Below are 22,880 nucleotides of genomic sequence, written 5' to 3'. Positions count from 1 at the left end.
GAGCAAAGATGTGCTCCTTTTCGCTCAAATTCACCTGCGAATTGCGTCCTTATTCGCTATGCTTTTCAATGTTTTCTCCCCGCGTTCTCAACCCGTAACCCAAGTGGACAAACCGGTTTTTATCATTCGCTATCTTGATCGGAAAAAATATCTCGATAATCATAGCCTTTTTGTACATATGAATCTATCGATAGCTGAATGATTTCAAAGTCACTTTCGTTCAATTCTCTTACTACCTTCCCAGGCGAACCAACAACGAGAGAGCGTGGAGGGATTTTTTTCCCTGGCGGAATCAATGTGTTGGCACCAATAATACACTCTTCGCCAATTTCAGCATGATCAAGGATGGTAGATCCCATTCCAATGATCGAGCGTCTTCCGACTTTGCAACCATGTAGGATTACGTTATGCCCGACGGTTACCTCATCTTCTACGACAACCGGAGCATCTTCATATAAATGGATTGTTGAATTATCCTGGATGCTGCATCGATTCCCAATTGAAATGGGCCCTTCATCTCCCCGTAACACCGTATTAAACCAAATGGTCGACTCTGTTCCGACTTTCACGTCCCCGATGACTTTAGCGCCTGGTGCGACGAAAACCGTCGGATCGAGTGACGGACTTTTCCCTTTATATGTGATTAACAAAGCAAATCTCCTCCTCCTATAGTAGCCTGATCGGCTAAATTGACAACCAATTAGGACAAAATAGAAATTTCTATTTATCCTAATTGTTTTTTAACTTAGATTAGTATAACATATATTCATAGGGGTGAACGAAAAATGATATATGTTTGTGATAGGCTTCAGATCGACTTTCCAATTATTCAAGGAGGGATGGGGAATATCAGCAATGCGCAACTGACCGCGGCTGTTTCAGAGGCAGGTGGCCTTGGTACAATCGGATGCGGAACGTTGGCTCCGGATGAAGTTGAAAAAATGATAATGGAAACAAAACGTCTGACGAACAGGAAATTCGCTATCAATATCGCAATCAATGTTTCTCCTTATGTAAATGAGTTAATCGATCTTGTTCTCAAACATAAGATTCCTATTGTTTCCCTATCAGCGGGAAATCCAGCACCGTATGTCCCAGTACTAAAAGAAAATGGTGTACTGGTCATTGCACTTGTTGCTTCCGTGCAACATGCGCGTAAAGCGGAGGCGGCGGGAGCGGATATTCTTGTGGCGGAAGGGTTCGAGGCAGCGGGCATTAATTCCAATTTGGAACTGACGACTTTCACATTAATACCGCAGATTGTGAAGAACGTTACGGTACCGGTCATTGCTGCAGGTGGTATAGGTGATGGGAAAGGGTTGGCGGCTGCGCTTATGTTAGGTGCCAGTGGTGTACAAATCGGTACTCGCCTCATAGCGACAAAGGAGGCACCGTTTCATGACCGTTATAAACAGAACCTTGTCGATGCAAGTGACACGGAAACCATATTGATTGGACGCAGTTTAGGGCGGCTCAGACGAATCTTGAGGACGCCTTATGCAATGAAGCTTAAAGACTTGGAAGAATCGGGGATGTCACTGGAAAAATATAGTGACATGACTTCTGAACAAAAGCATATCAAAGGTGCAGTCGAAGGCGATATGGAAAATGGCTTCATTAATAGTGGACAAATAGCAGGCTTAATAGAAAACATCCCATCTGTCAAAGAGTTATTCGCTTCTATGATGGAAGAGGCGGAAAATCAGATGGATCGAACGATGCAAGAATTCAAAAGCATGTTATCCGATAAACAAAATTGAATGTGTGATTAGTAAAAGGCAGCTATCAAAATACTTCTAACGAAGCCTTATGCACATATATTTACTATGATAAGTGTCAAATAGTATTTTTGTAAGCGCTTGCAATATTACCTAACATTATAAATGAAGTAGGGGATAAATGATGAGACCGGGGATGAACGTTGGAAGAGAGGAAACGATTGTAATCACTGTGACAGAGGATATGTTTGCGTCATTTGAAGGGCAAGTCGTTCATCCTGTTTATTCAACAGTGGCTATGACTCACCATATGGAGTGGGTGTCGAGGAAAATCATCCTGCCGTTTTTAGAAGACGATGAGGAGGGGATGGGCGCCTCAGTCCAGTTGAAACATCTCTCAGCGTCACCTCTTGGTACCACTGTTAGTTTGACGGCGACGTTAGTTGAATATCGGGATAATAAGGTAGTGACAAAAGTGACAGCGTCCAATCACCTTGGATTAATCGGAAAAGGTGAAGTGGTGCAAGTCATATTGCCTAAAGTAAAGATTATGGAGAAGTTAAAAGAGGCTTCTGTTTGAAAATGTTCGTTTGTCCGTACAATCGGTAGTGTCAAAATTTCTATGAAAACTCAAATTCGCGACTCGCACTACAGTAAGTCGTCGGCCATGTACCGCAATCGCTCTTGACAAACAGTCGAAAAAGGTTGCGTAGTGTGCACCAAGGGCGAAGGGGACAAAAAGAAGACATGACAAATAGCCCTTGACTTTAACCAATTTTAACCTTTTTCTCCGTTCGGTTTGTCAAGAGTTCGCTTCGCCGATTGCTCGATTCACGATGTTCCCAAAAGCTCAGCTAAACAAAAAGTCAGCTGGCATTCTCGGTCAGCCACTGTTGCGATAGTTCAATCAGTTTCGTCCATCGAGCGGGCATGTGAGGCATTTCCTTCAATTCTGGGACAATCACAGGTACCCGGCCTTCCAAGGATGAATGAGGACGGAGAAAGTTGAAGTACGCGACAAACAGCGTCACGTGAGAAACCGATCCATCTTCGGAACCAAAGCCATGGGTGGCGCGGTAGTTCCCTTTAAATGTCCGGTTCAAACGCTCGATGATTTGCTTCAATGGACGATATTCAGTTGACACAGGGTCTTCGTTTGTCAGCCCGATTACACGTGTCACATCAAAATGGATATCGTGTTGCGCAAAGAATTGTTGGGCCAACAGGTAGATAGGGTTTCCGTCCACCACGATGTTCAAGTTCTCTGGAATGGTCTTCATCTTCCTGAACATATCATCCAGGGCGCGAATCGCTGAAAAGGTGTCCCGATTCGGTGAAGTCCGATAGGACAGGATGACCTTCTTAGCGGCATCGAAAAAGAAGAAGATGTAATGCCAGCGCCCGTTTACACGGATGTAGGTTTCATCCCCACAGAACTGATCAGACAACTCGTACGGGAAATTATCCACAAAAGGCTTCACCGTCAACGCAACACTGTTCATGTAGTTCAGCACACTTTGATGAGAAATATGCACGTTATGAACGTCTCTCATCAGCGCTGCGGTCTTCCGTGCGGAGATGCCATAGTTTACGTGGTACGTAAGAATGAGCCCGAGTGTGTGTGAAGACACATAGATCCTGGAGAGATCCACCTTAGGTTGAACCGGGGACGCATCTGCCATCGGTTTGAAATCGAATTGAAACTGACGGTAAATATACCGAACTTTGAAGGCCTGGGGATCTTCCTTGAATCGTTTCTTTTCTGCTTGTGTCATTTGGCGCAACTTCTTTTGGTAATAGGAACAGTCATTGTTCTTACATTTGAAAACGTCGAAGTCCTTTCGTTCTTTTACTTTTTCAAGTGTTTTTAAGCAGTGGGGACATTTGAGGATGGCTTCCTTCAGATACCGGCTTTGTTTATTAAAGAGGCATCCGCAGACTTTACATTGGAATTGCCCTTTGTCTCCGTTGTTCGCATACAGGTAGCTGGATGGAGCACTACACCGCGGACAGCACAGCTTTTCAGGAACGCTCGATTTGGCATTCTTTCGTCGCTGGACGGGTTTTAGAGACTTCCCATGGGCTTTAAAATAATCATCCAATAAGTCCTGAAAGGACAGCTTCTCGAGTTTCTCCAGAACGGGAAGCTCATCAATCTGAAGTTTTCGATAAGGCTTGTCTACAGGCTCATCGGGCCGCACACTCCCGACGGCCTTTCCAAGCACTACCGTAAGTAACGTAATAATAATTGTGTGCTGGTACTTGATATATTGAAGTAAATAAGCTAATAATTGAGGGTACAACTTGTCACTTCCTATTCTGGATGTTGGGTGTCTGGTAACCTCAATTATCCGTAGAATTTAGGGGGTGGCAAGTTTTTTTTATTGAAACCCATAATCTATAAGGATTTATTAGCTTTTTACTATAGAAGTTTTGACAATAACGTACAATCCTAGGGGGGAATCACATGATGATAGCTGAAAAAACGTCAATAACAAAGCAATTTGAACTGTTTGATCGAATGAGTGAGCATGAACAAGTCGTTTTCTGTAACGACCCTTCCACTGGTTTGCGTGCAATTATCGCAATCCATAATACGACGCTTGGTCCAGCTATAGGTGGTTGCCGCATGCAGCCTTATGGCAGTGTGGAAGAAGCATTAGAAGATGCTCTTCGTCTATCAAAAGGAATGACCTATAAATGTGCGGCTTCCGATGTCGATTTCGGAGGTGGGAAAGCAGTCATTATCGGTGATCCCAAAACAGATAAGTCACCTGAATTATTCCGGGCGTTCGGTCAATTTGTAAACTCGTTGGGCGGCCGCTTTTATACGGGAACGGATATGGGAACTACGATGGATGATTTCATTCATGCGATGAAAGAGACCAACTTCATCAATGGTCTTCCTGAAGCCTACGGAGGTGGTGGTGATTCATCGATCCCGACTGCCGAAGGTGTTTTATACGGCATAAAAGCGACCAATCAGTTTGCATTTGGACATGACGAGTTAGGCCAGCAAATCTATGCGATACAAGGGCTTGGAAAAGTTGGTTTCAAAGTCGCAAGTGGATTACTTGAGGCAGGTGCACGCATTTATGTGACGGATATTAACGAAGAAAGCTTGCGTGCAATCGAAGAAGTTGCAGAAAGAACGACAGGCAGCGTAAAAATTGTTGCAAGCGAGGACATCTATTCGCAAGAAGCGGATCTATTCATACCATGTGCTTTTGGCGGGATTATCAATGATACGACAATACCCCAATTTAAAGTGAAAGCGATTGTAGGTTCCGCTAACAATCAGTTATTGGAAGACAGACATGGTAAACAATTACGTGATAATGGGATTTTATATGCACCAGATTATATCGTTAATTCAGGCGGGCTCATCCAGGTGGTAGATGAATTGTATGGCATTAATCATGAACGCGTGCTTGCCAAAACAAAGCATATATACGATGCGATTTTAGAAGTGTATAAGGAAGCTGAGTTCAGTGGAAAAACAACAGAGGAATCGGCAAACGAAATGTGCGAAAGAAGAATAGCGGACCGCGGAAAACGGAATAACTTTTACTCAGCGCCAATGAAACCGAAATGGGCGATTCGCAATCTATCATGAGTGGAGGCGTATTTGTGGAACAGTACTATCCTGTTAAAAGAGTAATAGATGACAAAGGATTTTTCGTGGATGCGGAGTATGAAAAGCAGATTGACGAGCAGCTTGTTAAAAAGCTGTATTCCCATATGTACCGAATTCGGACATTTGATCGGAAAGCAATTAACTTACAACGACAAGGCCGCTTAGGCACCTATGCGCCATTTGAAGGGCAGGAAGCTGCCCAAGTCGGCAGCGCACTTGCACTAAATGACAATGACTGGGTTTTCCCGACTTATCGTGATCATGGTGCAACGCTTACGTTCGGTAAAAGTATGGCCACTACATTTTTGTATTGGAATGGGCGGGTGGAAGGTTGTCTAACTCCGGCAGATAGACAAATCTTCCCGCCAGCTGTCCCGATTGCGACCCAACTCCCACATGCGGCAGGTGCCGCTTGGGCTGAAAAGAAAAAGGGAACGAAAAATGCTGCAATTGCCTATTTTGGGGACGGAGCTACATCCGAAGGTGACTTTCACGAGGGATTGAATTTTGCAAGTGTATTCAAAGTGCCAGTTGTCTTTTTTAACCAAAATAATGGATATGCCATTTCTGTTCCGATTGAAAAACAAATGAACTCAAAGACGATCGCCCAAAAATCCGTTGCTTATGGTATGCCGGGAATCCGCCTAGATGGAAATGATTGTTTTGCAGTCTATTTTGAAACGAAAAAAGCATTTAATCATGCTAGAAGCGGGAATGGTCCGACCTTAATCGAAGCGGTTACATGGCGAAAAGGAGCCCATACGACTGCGGATGATCCATCCAAGTACCGTACGGAAGAACGAGCGAAGGATTTCGTTGACCCGCTTTTACGTTTGGAACTCTTTATGAAGAATTATGGCTACTGGGATGACGCTTGGATGCAGTCTATTCAAGAAAAAACGACTCGGGAAGTCGAAGAAGCAGTCGAGGAAATGGAAAAGTTCCCCCCACCGAATGTTGAAGACGTTTTTGACCATGTATACGCTGAGATGCCAGCCCAATTAGCAAAGCAAAAAGAAGCGTACCTTGCACATGTAGGGAGGAAATGAATGATGACACAGGTAAAAGAGACGCATCAAAAAAGTGAGACGGCTAAACAGATGACGTTAATTCAAGCAATCAATGACGCCATGCGTTTGATGCTTGAAGAAGATGATCGCACTGTCATTTTAGGGGAAGATATCGGTAAAAATGGAGGCGTATTTCGTGCAACAGAAGGGCTCCAGGAAGCATTCGGTGAAGATCGGGTAATTGACACGCCGTTGTCGGAAGCTGGAATTATTGGGACATCAATTGGTCTCGCTGTTAACGGTTTTAGACCGGTTGCAGAAATCCAATTCCTTGGCTTCATCTATCCCGCGTATGAACAAATCATGACGCATGTCTCAAGAATCCGGATGAGATCGATGTCCCGCTTTACAGTGCCCATGGTTATTCGGGCTCCATATGGTGCAGGTATCCGGGCGCCGGAAATTCATTCAGATAGTACTGAATCCCTTTTCACGCATATGCCAGGTCTCAAAGTTGTCTGTCCATCCAGTCCTTACGACGCAAAAGGGTTATTAATTGCCGCGATGGAAGATCCTGACCCTGTTCTTGTTCTCGAGCCGATGAAAAACTATCGTTCGAAAAGAGAAGAAGTACCTGTCGGGAAATATACGGTGGAAATTGGTAAAGGGAAACTAGTTCGTGAAGGTACGGATGTAACACTCATCGCTTGGGGGGCTATGGTTTCAATTGCTGAGAAGGCGGCAGAGCAGGCTGAGAAAAAAGGGATTAGTTGTGAAATTATCGATCTGCGCACATTGTATCCAATCGATAGCGAAATCATAGCTGAGTCTGTAAAGAAGACGACGAGAGCAGTCATTATTCATGAGGCGCATCATACGGGAGGGCTTGGCAACGATATCATTTCCATCATTAACGATACAGCTTTCCTATATCTACGCGCTCCAATTGAACGGATTACAGGATTTGACGTACCGGTTCCATTCTTTTCATTAGAAGAACATTATCTTCCTACACCTGCTCGTGTCGTGGAAGGAATAGAGAAAGTGCTTCATTTTTAAGGGGGAAATGGAATGCTTGAAGTAAAGTTGCATGATATCGGGGAAGGCATGACAGAAGGGGAAGTCATCCATTATTTAGTGAAGGTTGGCGATACAGTTACGACCGACCAGCCACTTGTCGAAGTGCAAACAGACAAAATGGTCGCTGAACTTACTTCACCATGCGCGGGAATTGTGAAAGAGATTCGTATCGAAGTTGGTGAAACAGTCGAGGTCGGAACAAGCTTGCTTTCTATTGAAACGAAGGAAGTTGTGGAAGAAGGACAGAAACCACAATCAGAATCGAAACAAACAATTGAGGTAAATGCAAATCCTACACTAAAATCCAATGAAAATTCATCAGTTTCAATTCCTTTTCAACGCGTGCTCGCGGCACCATACACACGTAAAATTGCACGTGACAACAATATTAACCTTGAAGATGTCCGGGCTGCCGACCCTTCTGGAAGGATAACGGAAGAGGATATTTTCCGATTTTTAGAAGGGAAGAAAATATCGATTGAAACGATTGCAGATAAGAAGCCTGCAGTCGTTAGCGAAGCGGTTCCTGATGAAATTCCTTTTAGGGGCATCCGGAAGAAGATTGCAGAAAAGATGACGAAATCGCTCTTTACGATCCCTCATGTCACGCATTTCGACGAAGTGAATATGACGAATTTAGTGAACATGAGAGAACAATTGAAAACAGCGGGAGAAACGGTCAGTATCCCGGCGTTCCTGATCAAGGCACTTGTCATTTCCTTGAAGGATTTCCCGATATTCAACGCTGAACTCGATGAAGAAAATGCCCGAATAGTTCTTAAGAAAAACTATCATATCGGCATTGCAACGAATACGGACAGCGGGCTAATTGTACCGGTTGTCCATGATGCGGATAAAAAATCGATTAAAGAGATTCATGAAGACGTCAAAGCATTAACAGCAAAAGCGATTGCTGGTCAGTTACAACCGTTTGAAATGCAAAATAGCACATTTACCGTAAGTAATGTCGGGCCCCTTGGCAGTACGGGTGCAACACCGATTATTAATTACCCAGAAACGGCACTTATTGCTTTCCACAAAACAAAAAAACAGCCAATCGTCAACGAGCATGATGAAATCGTTATCGGTCATATGATGACACTGTCTTTTGCATTTGACCACCGTGTTGCTGACGGCGCAACAGCTGTTGCATTTACGAATCGCTTTGCAAGCCTAATTGAACAGCCTCACAAGCTGATGATGGAGATGGTTTAATGGTTGTCGGCGAAATCAGTCAGGAAAGAAATCTGATCATCATCGGAGGGGGGCCTGGTGGGTATTCTGCTGCCATCCGCGGCGCACAACTCGGCCTCTCCGTCACATTGATCGAACAGGCGGATATGGGCGGCGTCTGTTTGAATGAAGGTTGCATCCCTTCAAAAATTGTTACACATGCCGCAGCTAAACGCACAGAAGCCCCCCATTTGCAGGAACTTGGGATTGGAACTTCAGATATGCCATTCGATTTCAAGAAGCTGCTTGCCTATAAAGACAAAGTCATAAATCAGCTTAGGTCTGGTGTAGAAAGTCTCTGTAAGGAAAATAAAGTTGAAATGATCCGCGGAAAAGTGACATTTCTCGCTACAGACAAAATCGGCGTGGAAAATGGGCATCAATTCGATATTTACGAATTTCAGCAAGCCATTATCGCGACAGGAAGTACCCCGGTTATGCCTTTCTTTATGAAAGAAAAAGGGGAAAGAATGCTCTTGCCGCATGAACTGTTTGCATTGGAAGAAGTACCCGACCACCTCATTGTGAGAGGTAGTGACTATATTGCACTCGAAGCGGCTTCCAGTTTTGCCGCACTCGGTGCAAAAGTCAGTGTGGTAATCGAAAACCAAGCCGATTTCCCTTTTGATGAATCCATCAATAAAGAATTAAGCCGGTTATTTAAAAAGCGGAAAATCAAACTGTATAAAGAACTTCAATTCCTCTCAACAAATGAGGCGGAAGACGGGATTACAATGACTTTTCTAACGGATAAAAACGTAGAGGAAACGCTATTCGGGTCACATCTATTCGTATCTGGCACGAGAACCGCCAATTTGGAACCTCTAGGCATAAGTCGTTTCGGGATTGCCGAAACAGATGAGGGTTTTATAAAGATAGATGGAAATATGCAAACATCGCTGCCGGCTATTTATGCAATTGGTGATGTAACAGGAGGTCCAATGCTTGCAGTAAAAGCAATCAAACAAGCGAAGACTGCCGTAGCCTCGATTGCAGGCCTGAAAACCGAAGTCGACCTGACATTTATGCCAGTTGTTGCGCATACAATTCCTCCAGCGGTTTCAGTTGGGCTAACAGAACAACGTGCACGCGAGTTTGGGTTGGAAGTTCACGTCAGTCAATTTGCGCTTGGCGGCAATGGGTATGCAACACTAACGGGCAAAAAGGATGGATTCATTAAAGTGGTATCTGATGCCACGACGGAAATCATACAAGGTATTCATATGATTGGTGAAGGGGCCATAGAGTTATCAGGTTCTTTTGTGCAATCGCTTGAAATGGCTGCGAAACAAGAAGACTTAAAATTCCCACTATACGCACATCCGGGAGTCGGTGAAGGTTTCCTTGAAGCGGTAGAGGGATTGGTCGGACAGGCGATACATGCCGCGCCGGTTAAACGCGATTTAGCCAATACTCGTTTTCAAATAAACACCAAATAAAACAACCAGTAAAGGGGGAAAAAAGATGAAAAGTAATTGGAAAAAAATGTTGGCGGTTATGTTCAGCTCAGCTTTATTTCTTGCAGCGTGTGGTACGGAGGAAAGTGGAGGGAAGAATCCAGTAGCATCCTCTAAAACATACAAAATAGGTGTCAGCCAAATCGTAGAACACCCATCACTCAATGCTGCATACGATGGTTTCAAAAAAGCATTGGAAGATGAGGGGATCAATGCAGAATATGATGAGCAAATCGCTCAAGGTGATAACAGCATCAACACAACAATCGCAACAAATCTTGTGAGCGCGGGCGTCGATTTGATATTTGCAAACTCTACGCCAAGTGCTCAGGCGGCAGCAAGTGCCACAACGGATATTCCCATTGTTTTCACTTCTGTAACTGATGCAGTGGGAGCAGAACTTGTTGACTCAATGGAAGAACCCGGAGCAAATGTAACAGGAACAATCGATGCACATCCCGATGCGATTTCTAAGACGATGAAATTCATCAAAGAGGAATTGGGAGCGAAGAAGGTTGGAATGGTGTTTAACGCGGGAGAACAAAACTCACGCGCTCAAGTGGATGCAGTGAAGGAAATGCTGAAAGATATGGATATGACAGTTGTAGAAGCGTCAGTGGCGACGTCAGCGGATGTAAAATCAGCGGCTGAATCGTTGATTGGCAAAGCAGATGCTTTCTATATCATTACAGACAATACAGTCGTTAGTGCGCTCGAGTCAGTGATTTCAGTTGCTAATGATAACAAAATTCCGATGATGGTCGGTGAATTCGACTCAGTAGAGCGAGGCGGTTTAGCAGCATATGGCTTTGAATACTATGACATCGGTTATGAAGCTGGTCAAATGGCTGCCAAAATCTTAAAAGGTGAAAGTAAACCTGCTGATTTGCCAGTTCAGATTCCACAAAAGTTGAAATTGATCATGAATAAAGATACGGCAACTTTGCTTGAACTCGACATTAAGGATGATTGGAAAGCTGAATTCAGTGAATAAATAGGGGGTGATTCTACATGTTTGCAGCAATATTCGGCTCTGTGGAACAAGGAATCATCTATGCAATCATGGCACTCGGTGTGTATCTTTCATTCCGAGTGCTCGACTTCCCGGATTTGACAGTTGACGGTAGTTTTGTCACAGGGGCTGCAGTAGCTGCCACGATGATTATTTTCGGTTATCATCCCGCGTTTGCAACAGTCGTAGCCATCGGTATAGGGTTCCTTGCCGGTTGTGTAACTGGACTCTTGCATACGAAAGGGAAAATCAATGCACTCCTATCCGGCATATTAATGATGATTGCCTTGTATTCAATCAATTTACGCATAATGGGACTGACCTCAGCGAACTCCATAGGTCGACCGAATATCCCATTATTGAAAGCTGAAACGATGTTCTCTCAATTTAAATCGTTTTGGAGTTCTTTAGGCATCGACACGACCATTAACAACTTTCTCACCATGGTAGGATTCAAAAATTTGCCTTCAACGTGGGGTACATTTTTCATCATGATCATTATCGTCTTGATCATCAAATTGATTGTCGATTGGTTTTTGAAAACCGAGGTCGGTCTTGCCATCCGGGCAACAGGTGATAATAAAAAAATGATCAGAAGTTTATCAGCAAATACGGACACACTCGTTATTGTAGGTCTAGGATTTTCGAATGCATTAGTAGCGTTTTCGGGTGCCCTCGTTGCGCAGTATTCCAAGTTTGCTGACATTGGAATGGGAATTGGAATGATCATCGTTGGACTGGCATCCGTGATTATAGGCGAGGCGATATTTGGTACTAAAACAATCGTGCGCACGACGTTTGCTGTCATCGCCGGAGCGATCATTTATCGAATTGTACTGGGCCTAGCTCTTAGGGTGGATGTACTTGACCCAGGGGATATGAAGTTAATTACTGCTGTCATTGTAATTGGAGCTTTAGTATTGCCGCAATATCTTGATAAAAGACGAGAAAAAAGAAGAAAAGCGAAACGCCATGCTGACCGGTTACTGGAGCATGAGCATTTGCTTATGAAGGAGCGTAGTGCCCTTGCTAAAGCTCAATCAGATTAATAAAGTCTTTAATGAAGCGACACCCGATGAAAAAATTGCTTTGGATCAAATAAATTTAACATTGAACGCCGGCGACTTTATGACTGTAATCGGCAGTAATGGCGCTGGAAAATCTACGATGCTGAATATGATTGCTGGCACTCTTTCACCTGATTTTGGTGTCATAGAAATTGCAGGTAAAGACGTTACAAGAATGCCTGAATTTAAGCGTTCGCAAATGATTGGCAGAGTGTTTCAAGATCCGATGGCGGGCACTGCCCCATCGATGACCATTGAAGAGAACTTGGCAATGGCTTACTCCAGAAACAAAAGACGTGCGTTGAAACAGGGCGTTGATAAAAAGCGGCGTGAACTATTCCGTGAATCTCTGGAAACACTTCACTTGAATCTGGAGAATCGTTTAAATGCAAAAGTAGGAATGCTTTCCGGTGGGGAAAGGCAAGCCCTCTCCCTTTTGATGGCCACTTTTACCCAACCGTCGATTTTGCTTTTAGATGAGCATACAGCTGCATTGGACCCTTCACGTGCGGAGTTAATTACCAATCTGACGAAGCAGCTTGTTGAGAAAGATCAGCTCACTACGTTGATGATTACACATAATATGCAACAGGCGCTAGATTTGGGGAACAGGCTCATCATGATGGATAAAGGACAAATTATCTTGGAGATAGAGCCTGAGGAAAAGAAAAACTTGACGATCCCTAAGCTAATGGACGAATTCCAACGCATTCGGGGAGAAAAAATGACAAGCGACAAAGCATTGTTGTCTGTCTGAGCGTTCGCGTTAGGACGAACAAAAGGGGTGAAATGTGTGAAGGCAAGTATGAAAGTATTAGGTTCACAGGAACTACTTTCTGTCGCTGTGAATCCGGTTACGAACACTGTCACACTTGGAGACGACGAAGCAAGTCTAGCTGATCTTCAGATTGACAACCCGGTTACGGGGACGATTTATGGAACGTTATTGAACTACAAAGGAGAACTTGAAAGTTTGGGTGATGCTGTATATGACAAACCGTATAGCTCGCCGCCAAATGCTCCTGTCCTTTATATTAAACCGGCAAATACGTTTAACCGGAACGGTGGATTGATTCCCATGCCGGAAGGAATACCAGCTCTTGAAATAGGTGCAGCGCTTGGGTTAGTTATCGGAAAGAAAGCGGTCGCTCTGGATGAAAAAAATGCCCTCACGTATGTGGCGGGCTATACAATCGTCAATGATATAAGCGTTCCGCATGATAGTGTATACCGCCCAGCTGTTCAACATAAGGCACGCGATGGATTTTGCTCAATCGGGCCATGGATCATTGAGCGTGATGAGGTCCAAAACCCTGATGATTTAGCGCTTCGTGTATTCATTAATGAAAAGCTTCAACAGGAAAACTCCACAGTAAATTTGATTCGTCCAATCTCTCGTCTGCTTGCAGATGTAACTGAATTCATGACGTTGAATCCCGGGGATGTGCTACTCGTAGGAGTTCCTGAACAGGCACCGTTAGTCCAAATAGGCGATAAGATCCGGATTGAGATAGAAGGCATTGGGAATCTTGAAAACATTATCGTAGACGAAAAAGAAGCAAAATGGAGAGGACTGTTATGAGAAGAGCACGGATAGCTTACGGGGGTGCCATTCATGAGGCGGTGGAGTGCGCTGGACAACTTAAATTAGAGGATGGTCGAATCGTCGAGGAACACGATGTGGTCTGGCTTACGCCAATAGAACCGCGAACCGTGTTTGCCTTAGGCCTGAATTATGCAGACCATGCAGCGGAACTTGCATTTTCCGCTCCGTCAGAACCACTTGTATTTTTAAAAGGGCCAAATACATTTGTCGGGCACAATGCCTTTACCCGTCGACCTGCAGATGTGACCTATATGCATTATGAATGTGAATTAGCTGTCATCATCGGCGAAACAGCCCGGAATGTAAAACCCGAGGATGCTTACAAGTACATTAAAGGCTATAGTGTCGCCAATGATTATGCAATCAGGGATTACTTGGAGAACTATTATCGTCCAAACTTGCGCGTGAAAAATCGAGATACAGGTACGCCATTCGGGCCATGGATTGTGGATGCAACAGATGTGGCTGATCCTATGAATCTAAAATTGACGACGCATATTAACGACAAACTCGTCCAGGAAGGCACAACAGCGGATATGATTTTCGATATCCGAACCCTCATTTCCTATTTAAGCAGCTTTATGACGTTAAGTGAAAACGATGTTATTCTCACGGGCACTCCGAAAGGATCTGTCGATACGGCAGTAGGTGATGTAGTCGTTACAGAAATTGAGGGAATTGGACGTTTGGTGAATACGATAATCGGCGATGAGTCATTCACAAATCGATAGTACGGAAAGGGTGGTTGTAGTTGCCGTTTTTTTTCGTCGAGTACACGGATAATCTAAAAGAAGAAGCAAATATTAACAAGCTATTAGAAGAGATTCATAAAGTTCTTATTGCAAGAGACACTATTTTCCCGATAGGCGGTCTTCGTTCCAGAGCGATTGAGTTAAAGGAGTATCGCGCTGCAGATGGTGCCGAGGATGATGCATTTGTCCATGCACAGTTGAAAATTGGGGCTGGGCGCTCCGATGAAGTAAAAAAAGACGTATGCGATGCGTTATTTGAAGTGATAAAAGAACATTTCTCTCACGTTTCATCCAAGCGTTATTTAGCATTGTCAATGGAATTAGTTGAATTTAGTGAAGCAGGTACGTATAAACAGAATAACATTCACACGAGATTTAAAAAGAAGTGAAAAATCATCGGTCACTGATCGGATTGAAAGTTATCGTATGAAAAAATGGGAGGGAATGGCATGGGTGCACGTACAGGGAAAGAATACATTGAAGGTATTAAAGAACGGAAGACGGAAGTTTGGATCCACGGTGAGAAAGTAGATGATGTCACCACACATCCTGCATTTAAAAATGTAGTCGAGAGCGTAGCGGGTCTCTATGATTTACAACACGAGAAGCCAGAGAAAATGCTGTATACTTCACCGACGTCTGGGGAAAAAGTAGGGCTTTCTTTTATTGCACCAAAAACGAAAGAGGATTTGTTCAAAAGACGTGAAATGCATACAGAATGGGCTACTTTTTCCGGGGGGATGATGGGGCGATCGCCAGATTACTTGAACACTAGCATTATGGCATTCGGAACAGCCAGCCAGTTTTTCGCGCAAGCAGGTGGCGGAAGTGATCAATTTGCTAAAAACGCAGCAAATTACTATGAGTATGCCCGGGAAAACGATATTAGCTTAACGCATACATTAATCCATCCGCAAGTGAACCGATCCAAACTCACGCAATCCGAACAAAATGATCCATTCCTCTCCGCACGTATTACGAAAAAAACAGCAGACGGAATTATTGTGAATGGTTGCCGCCTATTGGCAACGCTTGGCGGAATCACGGATGAACTCGTCGTATTCCCTTCTACCATCAATAGAACTCCGGGCACAACAGATGATCCATATGCATTTGCATTTGCCATTCCGAATAATACTAAGGGGTTAAAATTCCTATCCCGTGAATCTTTCGACTATGGGAAAAGTAAATGGGATCACCCGTTAGGCGCACGGTTCGATGAAAGCGATGCCATTATATCGTTTGAAGATGTATTTGTTCCGTGGGAGAGAGTGTTTGTAAGTGAAAGTACAGATATTTGTAATCGTACGTATACCGAGACAAATGCGGTTATACATATGACCCATCAAGTCATTTGCAAAAACGTTGTAAAAACCGAATTCATTCTAGGTGTTGTCGTTAGCATGATGGAAGCAATCGGTATCGATAAGTTCATGCATGTGAAAGAAAAGGCAAGCGAAATCATGGTCATTTTAGAAGTGATGCGTTCTCATTTATATAAATCTGAACACAATGCAAAAATCGATCAATATGGAAATATGACGCCAGACTTTGAACCGCTAAATGCGGCGCGCAACTGGTTCCCCAAAATGTACCAGCGCATGAATGAAATCATTAAGATCTTAGGCGCTTCAGGATTGATGGCACTTCCAACTGAAGCGGACTTCAGCAACTCAGACGTCGGCCCATTAGTACACCGTTACACGCAAGGTGCGAATACGAACGGTGAGGAAAAAGTACAACTGTTCCGTTTAGCATGGGATATCTCCATTAGTGCATTCGGAAACCGCCAAGCACTTTATGAATATTACTTCTTTGGAGATCCAGTTAGAATGTCAAATGCCTATTATGATGGATTTGATAAACAGCCGTATAAAGATATGGTGACAAACTTCTTGAATAAAACAAAAAAAGAAGCTGGCATCATTTCTTGAGCAGGAATGGAAAAGTAGTTGAAAGTGGGAAGGAGAATGCACGATGCAACAAGCAGATCATGAAATAGAAGATCGGTTGTTCAGAAATGTCATGGGAAGTTTTGCAACAGGTGTAACGGTCATTACGACGGAGGTTGCTGAAGAAGTGCATGGCATGACAGCAAATGCTTTTATGTCCATTTCATTAAACCCAAAGCTTGTCGCGATCAGTATCGGAGAAAATGCGAAAATGCTTCAGCATATAAAAGATGCTAAACAATTCGCGATTAACATATTATCATCTGACCAGGAAATCGTCTCGAAGCAATTTTCAGGTCAACTGAATCTGAAATCTGAAATGACGTTCGAATCTTATAAGGGTTTGCCAGTACTAGAAGGATCGTTAGCGATTGTCACTTGTGTGCTGCACAGTGAATTTGTAGCGGGAGATCACACGATTTTCATCGGTCATGTTACAGGCGTTCAGCTTGAAGAAAAAGCTCCCTTACTCTATAGCCAAGGGAAGTATCGCGAACTAAAAGAGCTTGAAGGATAAGTTGTTTCAAAGCGCAAGGCAAGTGTGTGCTTAATCACTAAGGAGGAGTGGATTCTAGTGGCATATGAAGAGGCGAAAAAGAAGTTAAGAGGTTCAATTTGTCCTGTCATTACCCCATTTACTGAAAGTGGGGAAATTGATGAAAAAACGTTTGCCGAGTTGATCAATTGGCAAATTGCCAGTGGCAGCCATGGGATTTCTGTTACAGGAACAAGTGGTGAACCAAGCTCATTGACAATCGCGGAGAGAAAACGAGTTATGGACCTAGCGAAAGAAACGATTGATGGCCGTGTGTTTTTCGCGCCAGGAACTGGTTCAACCAATCATGATGAAACAATGGAGCTTACAAAATATGCTGAGGAAATAGGTGCGGATGCCGCGATGGTTATTGTACCTTATTACAACAAACCGAACCAGGAAGCCCTTTATCAGCACTTTAAAACAGTAGCAGATTCTGTTGTGACACCCATCATCATTTACAATATACCCGGTCGATCCGCTGTCAATATGGAAGTCAGTACGATGAAACGTTTAGTTGAAGATTGTCCGAACATTATAGGCGTAAAAGAAGCGAATAAAGACTTTGAACATGTCAATCGTGTGCTGCTGAATTGTGGAAGGGACTTTCTATTGTACTCAGGCATCGAACTCCTTTGTTATCCGATGCTAGCTATAGGGGGTGCGGGTTTTATCAGTGCAACAGCTAATGTGGAACCGGCAAAAGTGGCCGAACTTTATAATGCGTGGGACGCGGGGGATGTGAAAAGAGCACAAGACCTTCATTTCGAATTAATGCCATTGAATGATGTGCTGTTCAAGGACACAAATCCATCGCCAGTTAAAGTAGCACTTGGCATGATGGGGAAAATTACACCAAAGCTCCGCTTACCTTTAGGATTACCATCCGCAGAAATACAAGAAGAAGTTCGTAAAACACTTTTGGACCTTGCGATTCTATCGGAGGAAACCGCTGTAAGATGATGGAAGAAAAAAGAGAATAGGTGATAAGGATGATAACGACGGGCGAAACGGTTTCTTTGAAACATGAAACACAAAAGAATATATCACTCTATATAAATGGGGAGTTCACTTCCGCTGCAAGTGGGAAAACGATTAAAAACATGAACCCGTTTACAAATGAACAAATCAATGAAGTTGCCGAAGGACAATCAGATGATATTGATAAAGCAGTGGCGGCCGCCAGGGAAGCCTTTGATCACGGTCCTTGGAAAACGATGAAACTGAAAGATCGAATGGCATACATTTACCGTATAGCAGATTTGATTGATGAAGAAATCGAGAAAATAGCTTATTTGGAAGCACTTGATACAGGACTTCCGATTAGCCAAACGAGAAATATGGTAAGCCGTGCTTCAGAAAACTTTAGATTTTATGCCCGCATGGTGGAAAGTCGTCTTGTAGGAGATGCCTATCAAGTGGATGATGAATTTATCAATTATACGATCCATTCGCCTGTAGGGGTTGCAGGGTTAATCACACCATGGAATGCGCCTTTCATGTTAGAAACGTGGAAAGTGGCTCCTGCGCTTGCGACTGGTAATACGGTTGTTTTAAAGCCGGCGGAACTGTCCCCGCTTTCTGCTAATCTATTGGCGGAAGTAATCCATAAAGCTGAACTTCCGAAAGGTGTCTTCAATGTTGTTCATGGATACGGTGAGACTGCGGGGGATGCGCTTGTCAGACATCCTGACGTTCAGCTTATTTCATTTACAGGCGAAACAACAACAGGTTCAACCATTATCAAAAATAGTGCGGATACACTGAAAAGCTGCTCGATGGAACTGGGTGGGAAATCACCAATCATCGTCTTCGATGATGCTGATTTCGAACGGGCATTAGATGCTTGCGTGTGGGGGATCTATTCCTTCAACGGGGAACGCTGCACAGCAAACTCACGGCTTTTTTTGCAAGAGGGAATTCAAGAGAAATTCATTGAAGCTTTAAAGATCCGTGTTGCTTCGATTAAAGTCGGAGACCCGTTAGATGCAAGAACTGAAGTAGGGCCATTGATTGATAAGGGACATTACACGAAAGTGAAAGGCTATTTGGACGTTGCGAAGGAAGAAGGAGCAGACGTCATTACCGCTAATATTCCTACCCAATTCGCAAGAGGGAATTTTGTAGCGCCTACCCTTATCCTGAATGCAGAAAATCACATGCGTGTGGCACAGGAAGAAATCTTCGGACCTGTATTAACCGTCATGACATTTAAAGATGAAGAAGAAGTCATTAAGTTGGCGAACGACATCGATTATGGACTCGCGGGTTATGTATGGACGAATGACATTAAACGTGGCCACCGAGTCGCACATAAAGTTGAAGCCGGAATGCTTTGGGTCAACGCCCAGAACGTACGCGATTTACGAACACCATTCGGCGGCTCAAAATCCTCAGGAATTGGGCGCGAAGGAGGCCATTACGGCTTCGATTTTTATACTGAGCTGAAAGTGATTCATGTGTCGATTGAAGAGCATCGTATTCAGCAATTCGGAAAGAAATAGGGGAAGTTAGGGGGGGGCTTACATGGATTTTTCAATTATTCGAATCGCTAGAACAGTGCTTCATGTAGTGGATTTGCAGGCATCCCGCAAATTTTATGTGGATGGATTAGGCATGATTGAAACGGAAAGCGATGAAAACCATATTTATTTGAGAGGTTTAGAGGAACATTCCCATCATAGCTTACTTTTGAAAAAAGCGGATAAAGCCGCTGTTGAAGTGCTTAGTTATAAAGTTCAGAAAGAACAGGATCTGGATGAAATCGAAAAGCTTTTCAGTTCACAAGGACTAAAAACAAGATGGTTGGCGAAAGGCAAGCAACATGCAATGGGTAGAACTCTTCGGGCACATGATATATCGGGTATCCCATTGGAGTTTTTCGCGGAAATGACTGTCGTCGATCGGATGCTGCAGCGATATGACCATTATCGAGGAGCAAAAATTCAGCGGATTGACCACGTGAATTGTGCAGTGCCTGATGTCCAAAAGGCCTATGACTTTTATGTGGATCAGTTAGGGTTTTCCTGTTCAGAGTATACGGATACCGAAGATGGAGACCTATGGGCGGCATGGCTTTACCGAAAGCCGACGGTTCATGATCAAGCCTTCATGAGTGGTCCAGGACCTAAATTGCATCACTTCGCCTATTCACTAACTGATCGTCTGAGCGTTCTTGACTGTTGTGATGTGTTAGCGAGTATGGGGTATGCTGCTTCCATTGAACGCGGACCTGGACGTCATGGCTTATCCAACGCGTTCTTCCTGTACCTGAGAGATCCAGATGGCCATCGAATTGAGTTGTACACAGGTGATTATTTAACAAGCGATCCGGATTTAAAACCGAAACGTTGGGATTTAAATGATCCACTTAGGCAAACTTTTTGGGGACACGAAGCCCCGGATTGCTGGTTTACGGAGACAAGTACATTTATTGATATTGATACGGGCGAGGAAATCGACAGTGAAGAGCCGTTATTGAAACAGCGAAAACCTAAAATTATGGCGTAGATAGTTGTGTGCAATTGATTGGTGATGGTTGAGAACCTGGAACTTCTTTAGTGTTTCAGAACCCGAGCTGTCCGCCTTGTAGGGGAGCTACTATTGCACGTTGCAGACCGCTTAATGTTAGCGCATTGGGTGGTTCTTTTTAGTATTTGCTTATTATTAGCATAATGGTGTATTCGTATAAGATGCCAGATACTTAAACTTAAAAGTGTTCAAGTATCTGGCACTTTTTTAACGAATTTTACAAGCAATCACCCATTTTGAAACCAAATGCACCTTTGCACTCGTCTTAAAGGTAAGATTGTATGTAGTAAGGGTGGCGGGGGTTGAACATGCGAATGGGAAGGTTTGGGAATGAATCCGAAGAAGAAGTATGGCTGTCCGGTTTGATGGATGAGCTTGGCGAGCGCTTGACAAAGCTGTCTTTCAGCTATTTGAACGATTGGGGGAAAGCCCAGGAAGTTGTACAGGATGCCTTTTTCATCTGTTATACGAAACGTCGTCAAGTGCTGGAATTGGATTCCGTTGAGGCGTGGCTATACAGAGTGACTGTGAATCGCTGCAAAGACGTTTTAAGGACTTCCTGGTTCAAGAGAGTGATTGTAAGCAATGATTTATTTCATTACCAAAAATCGGAGCAGCCATCGCCCGAAAGTGCAGTTGTTGCGAAAAGTGATAATGACAAGTTGGTGCAACTTGTTATGGGACTGCCGATTAAATATAAGGAAGTCATTCTGCTCTTTTATTATAATGATCTGTCCGTTGGGGAAATCAGTTATGTGCTGAAGTCCAACCCAAACACGGTCAAAACCCGTTTGAAAAGAGGACGGGAAGCATTAATGAAGAACATGGAGAGGAGTGATTTTCTTGAAAGATCCGTTGACGAATATTAAAAACTTATTAGACGCTACTGTCTACAAAGACTCGCATTTCGGTGCGGGAAATAAGAATGCCGTCTTTCGAAAGATTCATAAGCCGAAGCGCATCCATTTCCTGCCTGCGCTAGTTGGTGGATTGCTCATCACAGTCCTGGCGTCTGTAGGTGTTTATTTTGCGTCTGGAAAACTGGGCGGTGGTGAAGGTCCGATAGCCTCTCCATCGGACAATCCGATTACCGGCGAAATTCCGCCAAGTCAAGGTCAGATAGGAACGCCCCCTGCTCCTCTTTATGCCGCTAAGGATGAGGATGAATTATCCATAGAGGATGCTGAAACGGCGGTTGAGCTAAGCGTGGATGCCCTGACGGATTATTACAAAGCCGTCTGGAACGGAATGGAAATTGATTTGGATCGGTATATCGGAAACGAGAACCTTAAACAGTATATGGAAACGAAGCTGCAAACTGAATATAAGAAATACGGCACTTTGGATAGCAAGGTGAAAGAATTGGAAATTGGCGATTGGGAAGCGAAGTTTACGGAGGATGAAAATGGAGGCTATCTGTATGTGCAAGTCCCTGTTGATATCCAAAAACATTATGGTGGCGGCTATGGAGAGGAAATCGAGTTCTTTATACGGAACATAAATGGCGAGATGGCCATTGTCGACTGGTACACGGGTGGGAAAGATACGTATGATTACTTGGTGCGCGGGTACGAGCAAACGATTGGCAATCCCGCTATTTGGAATGACGATGAATGGGTGAAAAAGTTTAAAAGCCCCACCGGCCTCTATCATTTCGAACAGCAAGTCTATGATAGATTCCAACTCACCCATGATGTGAACGAGTTGGCGGGATTGGATCCGATCAGCATCGCAAAAATGTATGCTTACGCCAGTTATCATGAAGACTTTGATGCCGTGTACGCACTGTACACAGATAGGGAGGATCATACCCTTTGGAGCAAGGAAGAGGATGAGGAAATCCCTTTAGCTGACCGTGGGACGAAGGAAAACATCTTGGAAATATTTAAGAATCTCGAAAAAGGGACGTTTGTCCAAACAGGTGACGACGAAGGATACATTGAATTTTATCCAAATGAGGATGCCTCCGAGAAATCCGGCTTCTCGATGATCCGGAATGAGGATGGGATTTGGCAAGCGGCTTTTTTGCCGGTGCAATGAATAGAAAAGTGCACAGGATGTCAGGGTGCCTTCGTCTCCAGTCGTTTCGCATTGGAAAGAAAGGCATCCCACAATAATCAGGAGGTAGTGTTATGGCCGTTACCACCGTCTTGAACAACGCCAATGAAGAAATCGATCTTGCTGCCATTGAGATCGGCAGTCCGATTTTTTTTAACGTGCCTGTGCAAGGTTGACTTCAGACAATACACTACAATTGTATTAAGATGAAACTAAAACGTTGAGACACCAG

The 22,880-nt window shown here is 43.8% G+C and carries 22 protein-coding genes; 20 read left to right on the top strand and 2 right to left on the bottom strand.

Going from position 1 to position 22,880, the window contains the following annotated elements:
* Positions 1 to 122 precede the first annotated feature (122 nt).
* On the bottom strand, positions 123 to 650 hold the full coding sequence (locus QWT69_RS13640) for a gamma carbonic anhydrase family protein (protein WP_317966490.1): 528 nt from the start codon (positions 648 to 650) through the stop codon (positions 123 to 125).
* 135 nt (positions 651 to 785) lie between these two features.
* Here QWT69_RS13640 and QWT69_RS13635 point away from each other — a divergent pair, with 135 nt between their 5' ends.
* Positions 786 to 1,760 (top strand): NAD(P)H-dependent flavin oxidoreductase, encoded by a 975-nt coding sequence (locus tag QWT69_RS13635; protein WP_317966488.1) that lies wholly within the window; start codon positions 786 to 788, stop codon positions 1,758 to 1,760.
* Positions 1,761 to 1,914: 154 nt separating this feature from the next.
* A complete protein-coding gene (locus QWT69_RS13630) occupies positions 1,915 to 2,298 on the top strand; it encodes a thioesterase family protein (protein WP_431312292.1) in 384 nt (127 codons plus the stop codon).
* Positions 2,299 to 2,584: 286 nt separating this feature from the next.
* On the opposite strand, the gene QWT69_RS13625 is transcribed toward QWT69_RS13630, so the two are convergent.
* Entirely contained in the window at positions 2,585 to 4,021 is a 1,437-nt protein-coding gene (locus QWT69_RS13625; RefSeq protein WP_317966486.1) for a DDE-type integrase/transposase/recombinase, read from the bottom strand.
* A 164-nt stretch (positions 4,022 to 4,185) separates the two neighbouring features.
* On the opposite strand from QWT69_RS13625, the gene QWT69_RS13620 reads away from it, so the two are divergent.
* The 18 genes from QWT69_RS13620 to QWT69_RS13535 all read left to right on the top strand — a co-directional run bounded on the left by QWT69_RS13620 (position 4,186) and on the right by QWT69_RS13535 (position 22,630).
* A complete protein-coding gene (locus QWT69_RS13620) occupies positions 4,186 to 5,334 on the top strand; it encodes a Leu/Phe/Val dehydrogenase (RefSeq protein WP_317966484.1) in 1,149 nt (382 codons plus the stop codon).
* A 14-nt stretch (positions 5,335 to 5,348) separates the two neighbouring features.
* Entirely contained in the window at positions 5,349 to 6,404 is a 1,056-nt protein-coding gene (gene pdhA, locus QWT69_RS13615) for a pyruvate dehydrogenase (acetyl-transferring) E1 component subunit alpha (RefSeq protein ID WP_317966482.1), read from the top strand.
* A gap of 3 nt (positions 6,405 to 6,407) precedes the next feature.
* Complete coding sequence (locus QWT69_RS13610; RefSeq protein ID WP_431312346.1) at positions 6,408 to 7,424, top strand: alpha-ketoacid dehydrogenase subunit beta; 1,017 nt, start codon at positions 6,408 to 6,410, stop codon at positions 7,422 to 7,424.
* A gap of 12 nt (positions 7,425 to 7,436) precedes the next feature.
* Positions 7,437 to 8,660, top strand: a complete 1,224-nt coding sequence (locus QWT69_RS13605) for a dihydrolipoamide acetyltransferase family protein (RefSeq protein ID WP_317966478.1) — start codon at positions 7,437 to 7,439, stop codon at positions 8,658 to 8,660.
* Positions 8,660 to 10,117, top strand: coding sequence for a dihydrolipoyl dehydrogenase family protein (locus QWT69_RS13600; protein WP_317966476.1), 1,458 nt, complete (start codon positions 8,660 to 8,662; stop codon positions 10,115 to 10,117). Before QWT69_RS13605 ends, QWT69_RS13600 begins: the two co-directional genes overlap by 1 nt.
* A 25-nt stretch (positions 10,118 to 10,142) precedes the next feature.
* Positions 10,143 to 11,129 carry an ABC transporter substrate-binding protein gene (locus QWT69_RS13595; RefSeq protein ID WP_317966474.1) on the top strand — a complete coding sequence of 329 codons (987 nt, stop codon included), beginning with the start codon at positions 10,143 to 10,145 and terminating at the stop codon, positions 11,127 to 11,129.
* A gap of 17 nt (positions 11,130 to 11,146) precedes the next feature.
* Entirely contained in the window at positions 11,147 to 12,196 is a 1,050-nt protein-coding gene (locus tag QWT69_RS13590; RefSeq protein WP_317966472.1) for an ABC transporter permease, read from the top strand.
* Entirely contained in the window at positions 12,174 to 12,971 is a 798-nt protein-coding gene (locus QWT69_RS13585) for an ABC transporter ATP-binding protein (protein ID WP_317966470.1), read from the top strand. Before QWT69_RS13590 ends, QWT69_RS13585 begins: the two co-directional genes overlap by 23 nt.
* Positions 12,972 to 13,019: 48 nt before the next feature.
* Positions 13,020 to 13,796, top strand: a complete 777-nt coding sequence (locus QWT69_RS13580) for a fumarylacetoacetate hydrolase family protein (protein WP_431312345.1) — start codon at positions 13,020 to 13,022, stop codon at positions 13,794 to 13,796.
* A complete protein-coding gene (locus QWT69_RS13575) occupies positions 13,793 to 14,551 on the top strand; it encodes a fumarylacetoacetate hydrolase family protein (protein WP_317966466.1) in 759 nt (252 codons plus the stop codon). The genes QWT69_RS13580 and QWT69_RS13575 overlap by 4 nt, the downstream gene beginning before the upstream one ends.
* Before the next feature lie 20 nt (positions 14,552 to 14,571).
* Positions 14,572 to 14,961: a 5-carboxymethyl-2-hydroxymuconate Delta-isomerase gene (locus tag QWT69_RS13570; RefSeq protein ID WP_317966464.1), complete on the top strand. Its 390-nt coding sequence runs from the start codon at positions 14,572 to 14,574 to the stop codon at positions 14,959 to 14,961.
* A 60-nt stretch (positions 14,962 to 15,021) separates the two neighbouring features.
* Complete coding sequence (gene hpaB, locus QWT69_RS13565; RefSeq protein ID WP_317966462.1) at positions 15,022 to 16,506, top strand: 4-hydroxyphenylacetate 3-monooxygenase, oxygenase component; 1,485 nt, start codon at positions 15,022 to 15,024, stop codon at positions 16,504 to 16,506.
* Between the two features lie 43 nt (positions 16,507 to 16,549).
* On the top strand, positions 16,550 to 17,041 hold the full coding sequence (locus tag QWT69_RS13560; protein ID WP_317966460.1) for a flavin reductase family protein: 492 nt from the start codon (positions 16,550 to 16,552) through the stop codon (positions 17,039 to 17,041).
* Between the two features lie 57 nt (positions 17,042 to 17,098).
* Positions 17,099 to 18,022 (top strand): 2,4-dihydroxyhept-2-ene-1,7-dioic acid aldolase, encoded by a 924-nt coding sequence (hpaI, locus tag QWT69_RS13555; protein WP_317966458.1) that lies wholly within the window; start codon positions 17,099 to 17,101, stop codon positions 18,020 to 18,022.
* A gap of 29 nt (positions 18,023 to 18,051) precedes the next feature.
* A complete protein-coding gene (gene hpaE / locus QWT69_RS13550; protein ID WP_317966456.1) occupies positions 18,052 to 19,563 on the top strand; it encodes a 5-carboxymethyl-2-hydroxymuconate semialdehyde dehydrogenase in 1,512 nt (503 codons plus the stop codon).
* 22 nt (positions 19,564 to 19,585) lie between these two features.
* Complete coding sequence (gene hpaD, locus QWT69_RS13545; RefSeq protein WP_317966454.1) at positions 19,586 to 20,569, top strand: 3,4-dihydroxyphenylacetate 2,3-dioxygenase; 984 nt, start codon at positions 19,586 to 19,588, stop codon at positions 20,567 to 20,569.
* Positions 20,570 to 20,898: 329 nt separating this feature from the next.
* Entirely contained in the window at positions 20,899 to 21,459 is a 561-nt protein-coding gene (locus QWT69_RS13540) for a sigma-70 family RNA polymerase sigma factor (protein ID WP_317971107.1), read from the top strand.
* A complete protein-coding gene (locus tag QWT69_RS13535) occupies positions 21,434 to 22,630 on the top strand; it encodes a hypothetical protein (RefSeq protein WP_317966452.1) in 1,197 nt (398 codons plus the stop codon). The genes QWT69_RS13540 and QWT69_RS13535 overlap by 26 nt, the downstream gene beginning before the upstream one ends.
* The last annotated feature ends 250 nt before the right edge of the window (positions 22,631 to 22,880 follow it).

This window comes from Sporosarcina oncorhynchi (genome assembly GCF_033304615.1).
Classification (GTDB): Bacteria; Bacillota; Bacilli; order Bacillales_A; family Planococcaceae; genus Sporosarcina; species Sporosarcina oncorhynchi.
Note: the sequence above shows the minus strand (reverse complement) of the source record. Positions and strands in the feature narration are given on the sequence as shown.

Bases quoted from the DNA above. Each gene is read 5' to 3' on its own strand.
- QWT69_RS13635 (WP_317966488.1), top strand. From the start codon at position 786: ATGATATATGTTTGTGATAGGCTTCAGATCGACTTTCCAATTATTCAA.
- QWT69_RS13630 (WP_431312292.1), top strand. From the start codon at position 1,915: ATGAACGTTGGAAGAGAGGAAACGATTGTAATCACTGTGACAGAGGAT.
- QWT69_RS13620 (WP_317966484.1), top strand. From the start codon at position 4,186: ATGATGATAGCTGAAAAAACGTCAATAACAAAGCAATTTGAACTGTTT.
- QWT69_RS13610 (WP_431312346.1), top strand. From the start codon at position 6,408: ATGACACAGGTAAAAGAGACGCATCAAAAAAGTGAGACGGCTAAACAG.
- QWT69_RS13605 (WP_317966478.1), top strand. From the start codon at position 7,437: ATGCTTGAAGTAAAGTTGCATGATATCGGGGAAGGCATGACAGAAGGG.
- QWT69_RS13600 (WP_317966476.1), top strand. From the start codon at position 8,660: ATGGTTGTCGGCGAAATCAGTCAGGAAAGAAATCTGATCATCATCGGA.
- QWT69_RS13595 (WP_317966474.1), top strand. From the start codon at position 10,143: ATGAAAAGTAATTGGAAAAAAATGTTGGCGGTTATGTTCAGCTCAGCT.
- QWT69_RS13590 (WP_317966472.1), top strand. From the start codon at position 11,147: ATGTTTGCAGCAATATTCGGCTCTGTGGAACAAGGAATCATCTATGCA.
- QWT69_RS13580 (WP_431312345.1), top strand. From the start codon at position 13,020: ATGAAAGTATTAGGTTCACAGGAACTACTTTCTGTCGCTGTGAATCCG.
- QWT69_RS13575 (WP_317966466.1), top strand. From the start codon at position 13,793: ATGAGAAGAGCACGGATAGCTTACGGGGGTGCCATTCATGAGGCGGTG.
- hpaB (WP_317966462.1), top strand. From the start codon at position 15,022: ATGGGTGCACGTACAGGGAAAGAATACATTGAAGGTATTAAAGAACGG.
- QWT69_RS13560 (WP_317966460.1), top strand. From the start codon at position 16,550: ATGCAACAAGCAGATCATGAAATAGAAGATCGGTTGTTCAGAAATGTC.
- hpaE (WP_317966456.1), top strand. From the start codon at position 18,052: ATGATAACGACGGGCGAAACGGTTTCTTTGAAACATGAAACACAAAAG.
- hpaD (WP_317966454.1), top strand. From the start codon at position 19,586: ATGGATTTTTCAATTATTCGAATCGCTAGAACAGTGCTTCATGTAGTG.
- QWT69_RS13540 (WP_317971107.1), top strand. From the start codon at position 20,899: ATGCGAATGGGAAGGTTTGGGAATGAATCCGAAGAAGAAGTATGGCTG.